Below are 15,925 nucleotides of genomic sequence, written 5' to 3'. Positions count from 1 at the left end.
CCCCCAACGGGCTGAAAAGAAAAGAACGGCGCACCCAGGGCCGTGAACGTACCCACCGGCGGAGGGGGTGGGGCCGGAGGGTGAGGTTCTGGAACGCGGTGCGTTGTCAGGGCACTCAATACGTATGGCGGTGCCATGCACCGCGTTCCAGGTCCTCAGCCCGGAGGCCACACCCCCGGCACCCACCACCCCAGCCCGGCCGGCGATTGAGGCCGCCCGCCGCAGGCGCAACGCACCCGCCCCCCGGAGGGGCTAGCGCACGCGCCCCGGCCCGCCCCGGTCTCGAATAAAAGGGCCGCACGCCATCCCCGTGAGCAGCGCTATCGGATGGCCCCAGCTGGCCAGGGGATCCGCGAATTCGATCAAGTCCTGCGCGCAGAGGAGGGCCGCGAACCCCAGCAGCGCCCACCCCACGGGCCGTCGGAGGAGGACGGACAAGGCCCCCACGGAGGCCATCACGCCGAAGCTGATGCCGTAGTCGAGCCGGTGCAGCGACGCCTCCGGCAGGCGGCCCGCAGCCACCGCCCCGGCGACGGGGAGCTCCGTGGCGAGGGTGGCCAGGACGTGGCCGAGGAGGAAGACCCCGGCCGTGCGGGCGGGGCCTATGCGGCGTTCGAGCGAGCTGAGGACGACGGCGAAGAACAGCCCGTAGAGCGAATAGAGGCCGCCCGCCACCCACAGGGCACTGGCGACGAGGACGACGAGGGGCTGGTCGGCGAGGTGGGCGGCGTCGGTGCTGGAGTCACGCAGGAGCTGGTTGACGGTCGCCTCGTCGCCCAGTTCGGCGAAGAGCGCGGTGCCGAGCAGCACGAGTCCGTAGACGAAGGTGAACGGCGTACCGGTGGGCGTCGGGAGGATCCGGCGCAGCCGGCCCGCCCACCGGAACCGGGAGCCGGCCGTCTCAGCGGTCTCGGCGGCCTCGGCCGCGACCGGCTCGCGTGGCGACGGCAGGCATACGGGCGGGGTCACGGCCGCCCCGGCGTCGGGCTCGGCCTCCGTCCCGGACGGAGGCCCGCCGCCAGGCGACATCGCGGGGTCAACCAGAGTCACTCGGCCAGGCCCCTTTCCGGCGGCTGCGCGATGGATCACGGGCGGCCCTGCCCCAGGCCTCACTCTCCGCCCTCACTGTGAACATTAAGGTCCCCAGTGGCCCGGCAAATCAACCTCTGGCCGTGACTCCCGTCACGACCCTCAACCGAAGATCCGTCCGCTGCGTCCGCCGGGCTCCCGACCTACGGAAGGCCCCGCCATGACCGATCAGGATGTCCGTCACGCGTCACCCGTCACCGTGGACCGCCGCGAGGGACCGCACGGCGAGGTCGCGCTGCGCCGGAGGGGCGAGGTCTACGAGATCATCGCCAACGGCTGCTTCCTGATGGACACCTCCGACGGCCGCTCGGAGCGCCTCCTGGTCGACGCGGCGCTGGCCGCCCTGCCCGCCGGGCGGCGGGATCCGGCGGTGCTGATCGGCGGCCTGGGCGTCGGCTTCTCGCTGGCGCGGGCGGCGGAGGAGCCGCGCTGGGGGCGGATCGCCGTGGTGGAGCGCGAGGCGGCCGTGATCGACTGGCACCGCGCCGGCCCGCTGGCCGCGTTCTCGGCACGGGCGCTGGCGGATCCCCGTACGGAGATCGTGCGGGAGGACCTCGTGCGGTACGTACGGACCGCCTCCGTCACCTACGACGCCCTGTGCCTGGACATCGACAACGGGCCCGGCTGGACCGTCACCGAGGACAACGGCGGGCTCTACTCCCCCGCCGGACTGCTGGCCTGCCACGACCGGCTGGCGCCCGGCGGCGTGCTCGCCGTGTGGTCGGCGCGGCCGTCGGAGGCGTTCGAAGAGGCGCTCCGGAATGCCGGGTTCGAAGGGGTAAGAACCGAAGAGATCACCGTTGCCCGGGGCGTACCGGACGTAGTCCACCTCGGGCTTCGTGCCGCGTAGCCGCGCCCAGCCACCTGCCCGTACTCTGCTTGCCACAGCCGCAGGACCGTGTGTGGGAAGCGGGCCACGGAAGACGCTAGGGGCGGGGCGCATGGAGCAGACACACATCGGCCCGAACGGTGCCGCAGCCTCCGCCGGGGCACAGCGCCGGGTGCTCGTCGTCGAGGACGACCGGACCATCGTCGACGCCATCGCGGCCCGGCTGCGGGCCGAGGGCTTCCAGGTGCGGACCGCGGGCGACGGCCCGGCGGCCGTGGACGCCGCCGAGGCGTGGCAGCCGGACCTGCTGGTCCTGGACGTGATGCTGCCGGGCTTCGACGGCCTGGAGGTGTGCCGCCGGGTGCAGGCGCAGCGGCCGGTGCCCGTGCTGATGCTCACCGCGCGCGACGACGAGACCGACATGCTGGTCGGCCTGGGCGTGGGCGCGGACGACTACATGACCAAGCCGTTCTCGATGCGGGAGCTGGCGGCGCGGGTGCACGTGCTGCTGCGGCGGGTGGAGCGGGCGGCGCTCGCCGCGCACACGCCGCGCACCGGCATCCTGCGCCTGGGCGAGCTGGAGATCGACCACGCGCAGCGCAGAGTGCGGGTGCGCGGCGCTGACGTGCACCTGACTCCGACCGAGTTCGACCTGCTGGTCTGCCTGGCGAACACCCCGCGCGCCGTCCTCTCCCGCGAGCAGCTGCTCGCGGAGGTGTGGGACTGGGCGGACGCCTCGGGGACGCGGACCGTGGACAGCCACATCAAGGCGCTCCGCCGGAAGATCGGCGCGGAGCGGATCCGTACGGTCCACGGGGTCGGCTACGCGCTGGAGACCCCGGCGGCATGAGCGGCGGGACGGGCGGCGGGCCGGAGCGGGCCGCCGGGGCGGGGGGTGCCGCCCGGGGCCGGGCGGAGCGCCCGCAGGACCGTCCCGTGCCGTCCGGGGGCCTGGGCGGCCGGGTCTGGGAGGCGCTGCGGCCCCTGGACCCCTACCGCTCGGTGAAGGCGGCGCTGGGCGCGCTGGTGATCGGGTCGGTGGTGATAACGACCTTCCTGGTCTTCGTGGCGCTCCACTCGGCGACCGAGCTCCGGGTGATCACCGTCTTCTCGATCATCGCCTCGCTGCTGATAACGCAGTTCGTGGCGCACGGGCTGACCGCGCCGCTGGACGAGATGACCGAGATCACCCGGGCGATGGCACAGGGTGACTACACCCGGCGGGTGGGCGCCGGACGGCGGGACGAGTTCGGGGACCTGGCCACGGCCTTCAACCGGATGGCGGCCGACCTGGAGGCGGTGGACACCCACCGCAAGGAGCTGGTCGCCAATGTCTCGCACGAGCTGCGCACCCCGATCGCGGGGCTGCGAGCGGTGCTGGAGAACGTGGTGGACGGGGTCTCGGCCGCCGATCCGGAGACCATGCGCACGGCGCTGCGCCAGACGGAGCGGCTGGGCCGGCTGGTGGAGCAGCTGCTGGACCTGTCGCGGCTGGACAACGGGGTCGTGCCGCTGCACGCCCGGCGCTTCGAGGTGTGGCCGTATCTGGCGGGGGTGCTGAAGGAGGCCGGGATGGCCAACGGCTCGGGCTCCTCGCCGCACGCCCGCAAGGACGTCCACCTGCACTTGGACGTGTCGCCGCCGGAGCTCACGGCGCACGCCGACGCGGAGCGGCTGCACCAGGTGGTGGCGAATCTGGTGGACAACGCCGTCAAGCACAGCCCCCCGCACGGCCGGGTGACGGTGCGGGCGCGCCGGGGCGAGGGCGCCCAGTCGCTGGACCTGGAGGTGCTGGACGAGGGGCCGGGCATCCCGGAGGCCGAGCGGCACCGTGTCTTCGAGCGCTTCAACCGGGGCGGCTCGGGCCAGCAGGGGCCGGGCAGCGACGGCGGTACGGGGCTGGGGCTGGCGATCGCGCGCTGGGCGGTGGATCTGCACGGGGGAAGCATCGGCGTGGCCGAATCCCCTCAGGGGTGCCGCATACAGGTCACCCTTCCGGGCGGGCCGCGCGATCAAGGTTGACGTAGGGTCGGTGGCGGAGGCACACATTCGAGGGAGTGTGGGGCACGCTCAAGCGAACCCTGAATCCCCCGGGACCTGCGGAACCCCGTGTGTTTCCCGCCAAGTCATGCCTCGAAACCCCTCGATGAATGTGACTTGCGCGACGACTGGCCCGGGTGGCCTGCATCATCGGTACAGACAGGCGTAGCCTTTATTTCCGCTGTCCATCACCTTGTGAAGCGGAAGAGGGCGGTTGCCGCCGTGTCGCCACAGTCCCCCAACACCTCGAGCGTCTCGACCGACCAGGACGGGCAGGGCAAGAGCCCTGCCGACGTCTTCGGTCCCAATGAGTGGCTCGTCGACGAGATCTACCAGCAGTACCTCCAGGACCCGAACTCGGTCGACCGAGCCTGGTGGGACTTCTTCGCCGACTACAAGCCGGGTCAGACGGCGGCCGCGCCGCCGCCGGGCCTGACCGGTAGTGCCCCGGCCGCCGCACCCGCGGCACCGGCCGCCCCGGCTCCGGCCGCGCCGGCTCCGGCCGCGCCGGCTCCCGCGAGCGCCCCCGCCGCGCAGCAGGCGGCTCCGGCCGCTGCTCCCGCGGCCGCGCCCGCGAAGCCCGCGGCCGCCGCCCCCGCCGTGGCGAAGCCCGCGGCCGCGGCGCCCGCCAAGGCCGCGGCCGCCCCCAAGGCCGCCGCGCCGGCCGAGCCCGCCAAGGGCCCGGAGTACGTCCCGCTGCGCGGCCCCGCCGCCGCGGTGGTGAAGAACATGAACGCCTCGCTGGAGCTGCCGACGGCCACGTCCGTCCGCGCGGTCCCGGTGAAGCTGCTGTTCGACAACCGCATCGTCATCAACAACCACCTGAAGCGCGCCCGCGGCGGCAAGGTCTCCTTCACGCACCTCATCGGCTTCGCCATGGTGCAGGCGCTGAAGCTGATGCCGTCGATGAACCACTCCTTCGCGGAGAAGGACGGCAAGCCGACCCTCGTCAAGCCCGAGCACGTCAACCTCGGCCTGGCGATCGACCTGGTGAAGCCGAACGGCGACCGCCAGCTCGTGGTCGCGGCCATCAAGAAGGCCGAGACGCTCAACTTCTTCGAGTTCTGGCAGGCGTACGAGGACATCGTCCGCCGCGCCCGCGTCGGCAAGCTGACGATGGACGACTTCACCGGGGTCACCGCCTCGCTGACGAACCCCGGCGGCATCGGCACCGTGCACTCCGTGCCGCGCCTGATGCCCGGCCAGGGCGTCATCATCGGCGTGGGCGCCATGGACTACCCGGCCGAGTTCCAGGGCACCTCGCAGGACGCCCTGAACAAGCTGGGCATCTCCAAGGTCATGACGCTGACGTCGACCTACGACCACCGCGTGATCCAGGGCGCCGCCTCCGGCGAGTTCCTGCGGATCATGAACCAGCTGCTGCTGGGCGAGAACGGCTTCTTCGACGACATCTTCGAGGCGCTGCGCATCCCCTACGAGCCCATCCGCTGGCTCAAGGACATCGACGCCTCGCACGACGCCGACGTCACCAAGGCCGCCCGGGTCTTCGAGCTGATCCACTCCTACCGGGTCCGCGGCCACGTCATGGCCGACACCGACCCGCTGGAGTACCGCCAGCGCAAGCACCCCGACCTCGACATCACCGAGCACGGCCTCACCCTGTGGGACCTGGAGCGGGCGTTCGCGGTCGGCGGCTTCGCGGGCAAGTCGCTGATGAAGCTGCGCGACATCCTCGGCGTGCTGCGCGACTCGTACTGCCGCACCACCGGCATCGAGTTCATGCACATCCAGGACCCCAAGCAGCGCAAGTGGATCCAGGACCGGGTCGAGCGCGGGCACTCCAAGCCGGAGCGCGAGGAGCAGTTGCGCATCCTGCGCCGGCTGAACGCCGCCGAGGCGTTCGAGACCTTCCTCCAGACGAAGTACGTCGGCCAGAAGCGGTTCTCCCTGGAGGGCGGCGAGTCCGTCATCCCGCTGCTGGACGCGGTGCTGGACGCGGCCGCCGAGTCGCGCCTGGACGAGGTCGTCATCGGCATGGCCCACCGTGGCCGGCTGAACGTGCTGGCGAACATCGTCGGCAAGTCGTACGCGCAGATCTTCCGCGAGTTCGAGGGCAACCTCGACCCGAAGTCGATGCACGGCTCCGGCGACGTGAAGTACCACCTGGGCGCGCAGGGCACCTTCACGGGCCTGGACGGCGAGCAGATCAAGGTCTCGCTGGCCGCCAACCCCTCGCACCTGGAGACCGTCGACCCGGTCGTCGAGGGCATCGCGCGGGCCAAGCAGGACATCATCGGCAAGGCGGGCACGGACTTCACCGTCCTCCCCGTCCAGCTGCACGGCGACGCGGCCTTCGCGGGCCAGGGCGTCGTGGCCGAGACGCTGAACATGTCGCAGCTGCGCGGCTACCGCACCGGCGGCACCGTGCACATCGTGATCAACAACCAGGTCGGCTTCACCGCGCCGCCGGAGTCCTCGCGCTCGTCGATGTACTGCACCGACGTCGCCCGGATGATCGAGGCGCCGATCTTCCATGTGAACGGTGACGACCCGGAGGCCGTGGTCCGCGTCGCGCGGCTCGCCTTCGAGTTCCGCCAGGCGTTCAACAAGGACGTCGTCATCGACCTGATCTGCTACCGCCGCCGGGGCCACAACGAGTCGGACAACCCCTCGTTCACCCAGCCGCTGATGTACGACCTGATCGACAAGAAGCGCTCGGTGCGCAAGCTCTACACCGAGTCGCTGATCGGCCGTGGCGACATCACCCTGGAAGAGGCCGAGCAGGCCCTGCAGGACTACCAGGGCCAGCTGGAGAAGGTCTTCGTCGAGGTCCGGGACGCCGACGCGGCCCCCGCGGCCTACGAGCCGGTGGCCGAGCTGCCGCAGTTCCCGGCCCCGGTGACCACCGCGATCTCCCAGGAGGTCGTCAAGCGGATCGCCGAGACGCAGGTCAACGTGCCGGAGAACGTCACGGTGCACCCGCGCCTGGTGCCGCAGCTGCAGCGCCGCGCCGCCAGCATCGAGGACGGCACGATCGACTGGGGCATGGGCGAGACCCTCGCCGTCGGCTCGCTGCTGATGGAGGGCGTCCCCGTCCGGCTCGCCGGCCAGGACTCCCGCCGCGGCACCTTCGGCCAGCGCCACGCGGTGCTCGTCGACCGCGAGACCGGCGAGGACTACACCCCGCTGCTCTACTTGTCCGAGGACCAGGCCCGCTACAACGTCTACGACTCGCTGCTCAGCGAGTACGCGGCGATGGGCTTCGAGTACGGCTACTCCCTGGCCCGCCCGGACGCCCTGGTGCTGTGGGAGGCCCAGTTCGGTGACTTCGTCAACGGTGCCCAGAGCATCACCGACGAGTTCATCTCCTCCTCCGAGCAGAAGTGGGGCCAGACCTCCGGCGTCACGCTGCTGCTGCCGCACGGCTACGAGGGCCAGGGCCCGGACCACTCCTCGGCCCGGATCGAGCGCTTCCTCCAGCTCTGCGCGCAGAACAACATGACGGTCGCCATGCCGACGCTGCCGTCGAACTACTTCCACCTGCTGCGCTGGCAGGTCCACAACCCGCACCACAAGCCGCTCATCGTCTTCACCCCGAAGTCGATGCTGCGTCTGAAGTCCGCGGCGTCGAAGGTGGAGGAGTTCACCAGCGGTTCCTTCCGTCCGCTGATCGGTGACGACACCGTGGCCACCGAGGACGTCCGCAAGGTCGTCTTCTGCTCCGGCAAGGTCTACTACGACCTGGTCGCCGAGCGGACCAAGCGGGGCGCGAACGACACGGCGATCGTCCGTATCGAGCGGCTCTACCCGCTGCCCGGCGAGGAGCTCCAGGCCGAGTTCGCGAAGTACTCGGCGGCGGAGAAGTTCGTGTGGGCCCAGGAGGAGCCGGCGAACCAGGGTGCGTGGCCGTTCATCGCGCTGAACCTGATCGACCACCTGGACCTGGCCGTCGGTGCCGACATCCCGGCCCGGGAGCGGCTGCGCCGGATCTCCCGGCCGCACTCCTCCTCCCCGGCGGTCGGCTCGGCCAAGCGCCACCAGGCGGAGCAGCAGGCGCTGGTCGCCGAGGTCTTCGACATCTGATCCCGGCGCGCTCGCGCGAAGCGACAGGACAGGGCCCCCACCGCAGCGGCGGTGGGGGCCCTGTCCCGTGTGCGGCGGCTCAGCCGAGGTAGGGCTCGAAGTCCCAGTACGGGCGGGTGCGCTGGCGGGCGGAGAGGGCGTGCGGGTGCTGGGCGCCCAGGGTGCGGGTGAGCCGCTGGAGGGCGTCCCGCTCGACCTTGGACGCCTCCTCGTGCTCGCGCAGGGCCCGCAGGTCGGCGGCGAGGGCGACCTCGCAGGACAGGGTCAGGGGGTGGTCCTCGCCGAGGGCGTGCCGGGACCGGTGGAGGGTGTCGCGGCTGAGGTCCAGCGCGGCGTCGAGGCGGCCGTTGAAGTTGCGCCCGGCGGCGGTGTTGAGGGCGCAGCCGAGCACCCAGGGGTGCTCGGGGCCCAGCGTCGCGGACAGCCCGGCGTAGGCGGCCTCGAACATGGTGAGCGCCTCGGCCCGCTCCCCGGCCGCCTGGAGGACGAGGCCGGTGTTGGTGAGCATGCCGGTGGTGACGGGGTGGGCGGGGCCGAGGAGGGCGCGGAAGCCGGCCTCGCCCTCGGCGATGAGGTCGCGGGCGTGGCCGAGGTCGCCGTGCTCGCGGGCGTGGTTGCCGTGGTCGACGACGAGGCCGAGGGTGGCGTAGTGGCCGCGGCCGTGGACCTGTTCCATCTGTTCGAGGAGGCTGGCCATGGCGGCGCCCACGTCCTGGAAGCCGCCCGCGCGCCGCTCGCACAGGACGAGGTTGTGGTGGGCGCGCAGGGTCTGCGGGTGCTGGGGGCCGAGCACTTGGAGGTGCAGCCGCATGCCGAGCTCCTGGCGGGCCAGCGCGTCGCGGTAGCGGCCCATGAGCCGCAGGTCGCGGGCGCAGGAGATGCCGGAGACGAGGGTGGCGGCGTGCCGGGTGCGCAGCAGGGACTCCCGCTTGCGCAGGGCCTCCAGGTCGGTGTCGTACGCCTCGGCGTAGCGGCCCAGCAGTCTGAGGCCGACGCCGAGGTTGTGCTGGGCGTTGAGGGTGAAGTAGTCGTCGGGGCCGAGGAGTTCGCGGGCGGTGTTCAGGACCTCGCGCTGGAGCTGGAGGGCCTCGGTGTACTGCCCGAGGTAGCGCTGGTCGGCGGCGAGGCAGCTGGTGGCGGTCATCAGGGCGGTGCCGGTGCCGGGGCGGGGGGCCGCGGGGGCGCAGGCGCGCAGCCGCTCCAGCAGCTCCCGGTCGAGTTCGTAGGCGGCGCGGAAGACTCCGTACGCCCGGAGGATGTTGCCCTGGCGGACGGTGAGGTCGAGCATGCGGGGGTGCTCGGGCGGGAAGAGCTCGGTCCAGCGGGCGCGGACCTGCTCGGCGAGCTCGATGCCGGTGCGGAACTCGCCGCTGCGGTGGCAGTAGTGCAGGCAGTTGAGGACGGTCTCCTGGACCCGCTCGTCGTGGCTGCCGAGGGCGCCGGAGGGCTCCAGGTGCGGGAGGAGCTCGGCGTAGCGCGGCCAGAGCCGGGTGTCCTGGGGGTTGCCGGGGTCGGCGGCGGCGAGCATCCGGCGGACGATGCGCTGGTGCGCCTGCCGCTCCTGGGGTGAGGTGAGGCGGGCGACGATGTCGTGGACGAGCCGGTGCATGCGCACGGACTCCTGCTCGGGGCCCGGCTCGCCGGGGATGGTGCCGCGGGTGTCGCGGGTGAAGACCGAGTAGTTGACGAGGGTGTCCAGTGCCCTGGTCCAGCTGGGCAGTTCGGCGGCGAGCCAGCCGAGGCTCTCGGGCAGCTCGGCGGGCGGGAGGTGGCGGACGAGGCCGATGGGGATCCGGCCGGGGGCGAAGGAGGTGCACAGGGTGAGGAGTTCGACCGCGTGCGGCTGGGTCTCGCGGAGCCGGTTGATCAGTATCGACCAGGAGGTGAGGGAGGAGCGGGGCACTCCGTCGAAGTCGCCCTGGTCGGCGAGGCCGGAGAGCTCGCCGTCGCGGACCATGCGGAGGTAGTCGGCGACGGCCATGTCGGACTCGCCGAGCCAGGCGGCGGCCTGGACGAGGGCGAGGGGGATGTCGCCGAGCTCGGTGGCGACCTCGGCGGCCTCCTCGGCGGTGATGCGGGGCGCGCGGCGCATCAGATAGCCGGTGGACTCGTGCCGCTGGAAGCCGGGGACCTCCAGCGGGGTCGCGCCCTGGGTGGTCCAGCTGCGGTTGCGGGAGGTGATCAGCACGTGCCCGGGGCCCTCGGGGAGCAGCTCCCGGGCGCCGTCGATGTCGTCCCAGCCGTCGAAGATCAGCAGCCAGCGGCCGTACGGCTCGCCGCGGCGCAGGGCCTCGCGGACGGCGCGAATGCGCTCACCGGGCTCGGAGCCGCTGGTCAGGCCCAGCTCGGCGGCGAGCTCGCCGAGGCGCTCGCGCTGGGTGCCGCGCATATCGGAGTTGACCCACCAGATGACGTCGTAGTCGGAGCTGAAGCGGTGGGCGTACTCGGCGGCGAGCTGGGTCTTGCCGATGCCGGACATGCCGAGGAGCGCGCAGACGGCGGTGCCCTGCTCGGCGTCGGTCAGCTGCCGCTGGAGCTCGTTGAGGAGGTCGTCGCGGCCGGTGAACCGGGGGTCGCGGCGCGGCACTTCGCCCCAGACGGCCGGCGGGTCGCCGGGGTAGCGGGAGCCGGGGCCGGCGGGGATGCCGCGGCGCGGTGGGCCGGGCGGCAGGCCGAGCCGCGCGAGGAGGCGGCGCTCGGCCTCCTGGGAACCGATGCCGTAGAGGTCGGCGGGCTCCAGGACGGCGGTGGCGGGCAGCAGGGCGCGGTTGGTGAGGCTGACGGCGGCGAACCGCTCGGCGTTGGCGGCGACGACGCCGCGCAGGGCCTCGCTCCACTCGCCGTCGCGGCGCGGGCCCAGCTGGAAGAACCAGTCGCTGAGGACGAGCAGCAGCCGCCCGGAGGCCAGCAGCAGGTCCTCCAGGGCGCTTTCCAGGGGGACCTCCCGGCGGGGGTCCCAGCGGTACAGGCTGACCCGGTGTCCGTGGCTCTCCAGCCGGTGGCGGATCCAGGTGGCCCAGGGCCGGTGGAAGCCGGCGAACACGACGACGAAGTGCTCGCCCGCGGGCCCGGGCCGGCTCTGCGCGGCACCGGTTCGGTCACTCATGCGCACGTCCCCTCACTGCTCCGCGCCGTGGCCGCCGGTTGGGCCGGCACGGCACCAAGATTACCGTACGTCACCGAACGGTGACGGTCCGCCGAGTGCCGCGGCCGGCCCGGCGGTCCGCCCCAGACCCGCGTGGTGCGCTCGCATTCCGTTCGCGAACTCGACGCCCGCGGGGGTGAGTTCATTGGATTCAAGCAGGATGGGCAGGGCTTCCGCGACCTGTCGGCGGTAGGAATCGTGCCGGGCGCGCGCGGCGGACCGGGCGCCCGCCGGAAGCCCCGCGCGCCCCGCCACGCGGCCCCAGAAGTCGGCCAGCGCCAAGTGGGCGTAGGTGCCCTGGAGGACCCCCGCGAGCGGGCGCGGATCGGTGCGCCAGCCGACCCGGTAGGCGGCGCACGGCCCCGCGTGGTGCAGCGGCAGCAGGTCGTGCAGCACCGCCAGCTTGCTGTGCTGCGTCTCGTGGACGAGCACGGCGGCGAGTTCGGCGGGGGTGTCCGGCAGGGTGGCGAGGACCGCGCCGGGCGCCGCCCGGAAGGTCGCGCTGACCCCGTACGCGCCCTGTCCGTACGGCCCGGTGCGGGCGAGCGGGACCAGGCAGCGCAGCAGGGCCGCCGTCTCCGCGGCGCGCTGCGGGTCGGTGGCGCGCAGCAGGGCGAGCGCGGACCGCCACCGCCGGAGCCAGGGTTCGGCGCCGGTCGCGGAGCGGGGCGCGGGAGGCAGCGCGGCGCGGCCGACGCCCTCGGGCGGGGCGCGGTAGGGGTCGAGGTCGTCCAGGAAGGCGGTGGTGCCGGGCAGCCGGCGCAGGCCGTGCCAGCCGGGGCCGGTGCCGTGGACCCGCCCGCCGGTGCGCAGCAGGACCGCCCCGGCACCCCTCCCCTCGGGCCTCAGGTGCGCGGTGTGCGCGCGGACGGTGAGCCGGACGGCCGGGGCGGAGGTGGCGAGGACGCCGATGCCGGGCAGGGCGAGCAGGCCGCTCCGAGGGGCGAGGGTGAGCGCGAAGGGGGTGCCGGCGCGGAGCGCGGCCGCGGCGGCGACGGCTCCGAAGTGGCCGAGGCGGCAGGCCGGGCCGGGGCCCGGGGCGGCGAGGGCGCCGGCCAGCCAGGTGCCGACGGCGGGGTAGTCGAGGGTCTCGCGGACGGCGGCCGGGTTCCGCTCCTCGGCGCGCTCCAGCAGCCGCCAGTGCTCCTCGAAGCGCGCGCGGACAGCGGCGGGCACGGTGTGCGCGCTCCGGTCCAGCCCGGTCAGCAGGGACTTGAGCAGGATCAGGCGGCGGCTGTGCAGGCCGCGGAGCAGGAGGTCGAGGTCGGCGGGCACGGACCGGGTGCGGGCGAGGCGCGCCAGGGCCGCCGGCGCGGGCACCCCGTTCGCATCGACGTGCCGCACGGTCATCCCGGCTTCCCCGCTCCCCCATGTCGTCCGGATCCGGCCCCGCTTCAGTGCTTGCCGGGCGCCCGCCCGCCGGTCGCGTCCTCGCCGCTCGAGTACCAGGTCTCCTCGAATTCGCCCGGGTCGAGCAGGACTTCCTCGACGGCGGCGCCGAGGGCGGGGTCTTCGGCGTGACGCAGGGTCCGCAGGTCGACGCCGGTGAGGTCGGGCACCGGTGGCACCCGTTCCACCGGGTGCGCCTGGCGGGCCGACGCGGTGCGCTTGAGCTTCGGCACTCTGTGCTCCTCCCTGCCGCCCTCCACCGGCCCGTGGCCCCCGCGGCTGCACGGTTCTTCCCGGGGGCCGTCGGGCGGAAACCCGTTCGGGTGGCGTTCCGGTCACGGCTCGCTCAGGCGGGTCACGCACTCCCGTGTCGCCTGGACCTCGGCCCAGGGGACGTCGGCGTGCCGGGCGGTGAGCTCGCTCCACTCGCGCGCGGCGTCGCGGTAGGCGGCGAGGGCCGCGCGCGGCCGCGCCATGCGTTCGAGCACCTCACCGAGGCGGTGGGCGGCGCGCGCGGCGAGCACCGAACCGGGCGCCCCGCCGGGGGTGTCACGGGCCTCCCGCACCGCCGAGGTGAACGCGGTGACCACGCTGTCCAGGGCCACGGGCCCGCGCTCGTCGTAAAGCGTGAGCCGGGCCGCGCCCAGCTCCAGCCAGGACTCGGCGCGGGTGCGGGCGTCGGGGGCGTGGCGGGCGGCCTGTTCGAGCAGGTGGACGCTCTCGTAGAGGTCGGGCGGGAAGCCCTGCCGGCCGAAGCGCAGGACGAGCGCGCGCCCGAGGAGCAGCTGGACGCGGGGCCGTCCGGGGTCCTTGCCGGGGCTGATCGCGAAAGCTTCCCGGAGCACGGGCTCGGCCCGCGCGAGCGCCTCGGAGGCGGGGTCGAGCCGCGCCCGGCGCAGCAGCGACTCGCCCCACTCGGCGAGGAGTGCGCAACGCCAGGGGCTGTAGGGGCCGGTGAGGTCGACCGCCGCGGTGTAGGCGTCGTCCGCCCCTTCCCACGCCCCGGCCGCCGTGCGCACGCGGGCCAGCTCGGTGAGGCGGCGCAGGCGCAGCGGGTCGTCGGCGGCGAGGCGCCCGGCGCGGTCGAGGACGGCGAGGGCGTCGGCGGCGGGCGCGGCGGACAGCCGCAGTGCCGTGGCGAGGTCGAGGAGGGCCGCGCACAGCTGGGGCTCGGGGGCGTCCTCGGCCTCCAGGAGGCCGCAGGCGGCGCGGAGTTCGGCCGCGGCGTCGGAGGCGTACGCCCCTGGGTCGGGCACCGCCTGGGCGAGGGCGAGGAGGACGCGGCCGAGGCGCAGCGTGCCGGTGGGGTCGTCGGCGGGGAGGGCGCGCAGGGCGCGTTCGGCGGCGAGCAGGTGGGCGGTGTCGCCGTCGTCCTGCCAGCGGGCGTGGTGGGCCGAGGCGAGTTCGAGCGCGGCGTCGGTGCGCGCGGTGCTGCCGGGTTCGGCGTGGTCGTGGGCCTCGGTGAGCAGGGCGACGGCCTCCGTCAGGGTCGCGGTGCGGGCGGTGGCGTCCCGGCGCACGGCTTCGGTGCCGGCGAGGGCCCGGAGGATGCCCCCGAGCACGAGGCGGCCGCGGATGCCCTCGGGGGTGTCCGCGGGCTGCCGCGCGTGGGGCGCGGCGCGCTCGCGGGCCTCGTGGAGGAGCGTGGGGTCGGCCTGGAGGTGCCAGAGCCGCAGCAGGCGTTCCGCCTCGCCGAGTTCACCGTTCTCGATGGGCTCGCCCGTGCCCGCGGGCAGGGGCTGGTACCAGCGCACCACGCGGGCGGGGACCTCGGCGAAGAGCTCGGGCTCGGTGCCCCCGCCGTCCTCGTCGGTGTCCGGGGGCGTTCCGTGGTCCGCCTCGGCGGGCGGGCCCGCGAGGCGGGCGACGGCGAGCGCGGAGAAGTTGCGGGCGCCTTTGCCGAAGTGCCGTTCGACGTATTCGGAGCAGTGCTTGAGGACGAGCGCGGCCGCGCCCTGGTCGAGGGACTGCAGGAGCATCTCCCGTACGCCGTCGACGAATTCGTACCAGTGCCCGGGGCCCCGCTCCGGGTCGGGCAGCTGCCATAACAACCCGCTGAGCAGCACCTCGGCCAGTTCCATGGGCCCCGTGTCGGGCAGCATGGCGCGCTGCACCACCTGCATCACGGGCAGGGCCAGCGGCACGGCGGCCAGGTGCACGGCGAGCCGCAGGGCCCCCGGTGAGGCGGAGGCGCGGAAGGCCCTGAGCAGTTCGTCGGCGGTCGGCGCCGGGCCCGTGGCCGGGGCGGCGGGCCGGAGCGCGGGGTGGCCGGGCAGCACCCAGCCGGCGGCGCCGCGGACGGTGGTGCGGCCGGGTCCGGAGAGGAGCCGGGCCCAGGTGCCGAGGGCCTCGCGGGTGGGCAGCAGGACGGGGACGGGCAGGGCGCCGGGCGGAGGCGGGGGCCCGTAGCCCTCGGGGTCGAAGCCGAGCCGGCCGCCGGGGCCGGGGTCGCGGGTCAGCAGTCCGGCGTCGGCGGGCAGGGCGGTGCGCGGCCACAGGCGGGGCGGCAGCGGCTGCACGACGGCGAGCGGCGAGGCGGACGACCAGTGGTGCAGGAGCCGTTGGGCGCGGCCCTCCTGCCACAGCGGCCCCACGCAGTCGCTGATCACGAGGGTGAGGCGGCGGCCGGTGGGGTCGCGGAACTGGTCGGCGGGGCGCGGGTGGAGGGCGCTGCCGGGCGTCCGGCCGGGAGCGGCGGAGGTGCCGATCAGGGGGGTGCCGTCGGCGGCCCGGTGCAGATAGCGCACCTGCACATCGCTGAAGACGCCCAACTGGGCGCAGGTCTGCCGGAGTTCCTCCAGCATCCGCTCCCACACGACCATGGACGGGGAGACGTCCATGAGCAACTGCATGGCGACGGCGCGGCGTCCGCCCCGGCGGTAGAGCGGGTCGAGGACTCCGGTGCGGGCCGCGCGGTCGGCGGTGGCCTCCTCGTCGAGGGGGCCGCGCGGGGGCGCCACGAGTGGGCGGTAGCCGCGCAGGGGGCGCAGCGCCCGCTGGAGGTCGAGCAGGCCGGGCAGGGACGCGGCCATGGGCACGCGTATGGGGAAGGCGCCGTCCCGGGTCCGCGCGCACCGCGCCCGGCGCGGTCCCCCGGCGTACAGCGACACGGGGCCCGATCGCTCGGCGTGCCGTACGGGCCGGCGGGCCGTGGGCGCGGGCGGCGTGCCGGGCACGGTCGCGGGGGCCGTGGTGTCAGCGGCGGGGTACGTGCCGGGGGCCGGTACGGGGGCGGGCTCCGGCTCGGGGCCGGCGCCGGGGCGGGTGGCCGGGGTGACCCACCGGGCGAGCCAGACCGCGTCGGCGATCTCCTCCGGCGTGAGGTCCCAGGCCGCGGCCCGCAGGCGGGCGACCAGTTGCCCCAGCCGTGGGTCGGGGGGCGCCGTCAT

At 74.3% G+C, this 15,925-nt stretch carries 9 protein-coding genes; 4 read left to right on the top strand and 5 right to left on the bottom strand.

The genetic code is table 11. The features are described 5' to 3' along the window. Positions 1 to 252 precede the first annotated feature (252 nt). Complete coding sequence (locus tag AB0435_RS27520; RefSeq protein WP_366428190.1) at positions 253 to 1,050, bottom strand: rhomboid-like protein; 798 nt, start codon at positions 1,048 to 1,050, stop codon at positions 253 to 255. 199 nt (positions 1,051 to 1,249) lie between these two features. Between AB0435_RS27520 and AB0435_RS27515 the strand changes: the two genes are divergently transcribed. The 4 genes from AB0435_RS27515 (at position 1,250) to AB0435_RS27500 (ending at position 8,002) form a co-directional block, all read left to right on the top strand. Continuing rightward, complete coding sequence (locus tag AB0435_RS27515) at positions 1,250 to 1,939, top strand: spermidine synthase (protein ID WP_366007685.1); 690 nt, start codon at positions 1,250 to 1,252, stop codon at positions 1,937 to 1,939. Between the two features lie 91 nt (positions 1,940 to 2,030). After that, positions 2,031 to 2,768 (top strand): response regulator transcription factor, encoded by a 738-nt coding sequence (locus tag AB0435_RS27510; protein ID WP_366007686.1) that lies wholly within the window; start codon positions 2,031 to 2,033, stop codon positions 2,766 to 2,768. Beyond that, positions 2,765 to 3,940, top strand: coding sequence for a HAMP domain-containing sensor histidine kinase (locus AB0435_RS27505; protein ID WP_366007687.1), 1,176 nt, complete (start codon positions 2,765 to 2,767; stop codon positions 3,938 to 3,940). The genes AB0435_RS27510 and AB0435_RS27505 overlap by 4 nt, the downstream gene beginning before the upstream one ends. A 240-nt stretch (positions 3,941 to 4,180) precedes the next feature. Further along, positions 4,181 to 8,002, top strand: a complete 3,822-nt coding sequence (locus tag AB0435_RS27500) for a multifunctional oxoglutarate decarboxylase/oxoglutarate dehydrogenase thiamine pyrophosphate-binding subunit/dihydrolipoyllysine-residue succinyltransferase subunit (protein WP_366428189.1) — start codon at positions 4,181 to 4,183, stop codon at positions 8,000 to 8,002. Between the two features lie 79 nt (positions 8,003 to 8,081). On the opposite strand, the gene fxsT is transcribed toward AB0435_RS27500, so the two are convergent. From fxsT to AB0435_RS27480, 4 genes are all read right to left on the bottom strand, one after another. Continuing rightward, entirely contained in the window at positions 8,082 to 11,108 is a 3,027-nt protein-coding gene (gene fxsT / locus AB0435_RS27495; RefSeq protein ID WP_366428188.1) for an FxSxx-COOH system tetratricopeptide repeat protein, read from the bottom strand. 60 nt (positions 11,109 to 11,168) lie between these two features. Beyond that, positions 11,169 to 12,497 (bottom strand): HEXXH motif-containing putative peptide modification protein, encoded by a 1,329-nt coding sequence (locus AB0435_RS27490; protein WP_366428187.1) that lies wholly within the window; start codon positions 12,495 to 12,497, stop codon positions 11,169 to 11,171. A gap of 44 nt (positions 12,498 to 12,541) precedes the next feature. Beyond that, complete coding sequence (locus AB0435_RS27485) at positions 12,542 to 12,769, bottom strand: hypothetical protein (protein WP_366428186.1); 228 nt, start codon at positions 12,767 to 12,769, stop codon at positions 12,542 to 12,544. Between the two features lie 102 nt (positions 12,770 to 12,871). After that, a complete protein-coding gene (locus AB0435_RS27480) occupies positions 12,872 to 15,925 on the bottom strand; it encodes an SAV_2336 N-terminal domain-related protein (RefSeq protein WP_366428185.1) in 3,054 nt (1,017 codons plus the stop codon).

This window comes from Streptomyces sp. NPDC051173, from assembly GCF_040689515.1.
Taxonomy (GTDB): Bacteria; Actinomycetota; Actinomycetes; order Streptomycetales; family Streptomycetaceae; genus Streptomyces.
Note: the sequence above shows the minus strand (reverse complement) of the source record. Positions and strands in the feature narration are given on the sequence as shown.

Coding starts and splice junctions, on each gene's coding strand:
- fxsT (WP_366428188.1), bottom strand. CDS start 11,108: ATGAGTGACCGAACCGGTGCCGCGCAGAGCCGGCCCGGGCCCGCGGGC.
- AB0435_RS27510 (WP_366007686.1), top strand. CDS start 2,031: ATGGAGCAGACACACATCGGCCCGAACGGTGCCGCAGCCTCCGCCGGG.
- AB0435_RS27515 (WP_366007685.1), top strand. CDS start 1,250: ATGACCGATCAGGATGTCCGTCACGCGTCACCCGTCACCGTGGACCGC.
- AB0435_RS27490 (WP_366428187.1), bottom strand. CDS start 12,497: ATGACCGTGCGGCACGTCGATGCGAACGGGGTGCCCGCGCCGGCGGCC.
- AB0435_RS27480 (WP_366428185.1), bottom strand. CDS start 15,925: ATGACGGCGCCCCCCGACCCACGGCTGGGGCAACTGGTCGCCCGCCTG.
- AB0435_RS27505 (WP_366007687.1), top strand. CDS start 2,765: ATGAGCGGCGGGACGGGCGGCGGGCCGGAGCGGGCCGCCGGGGCGGGG.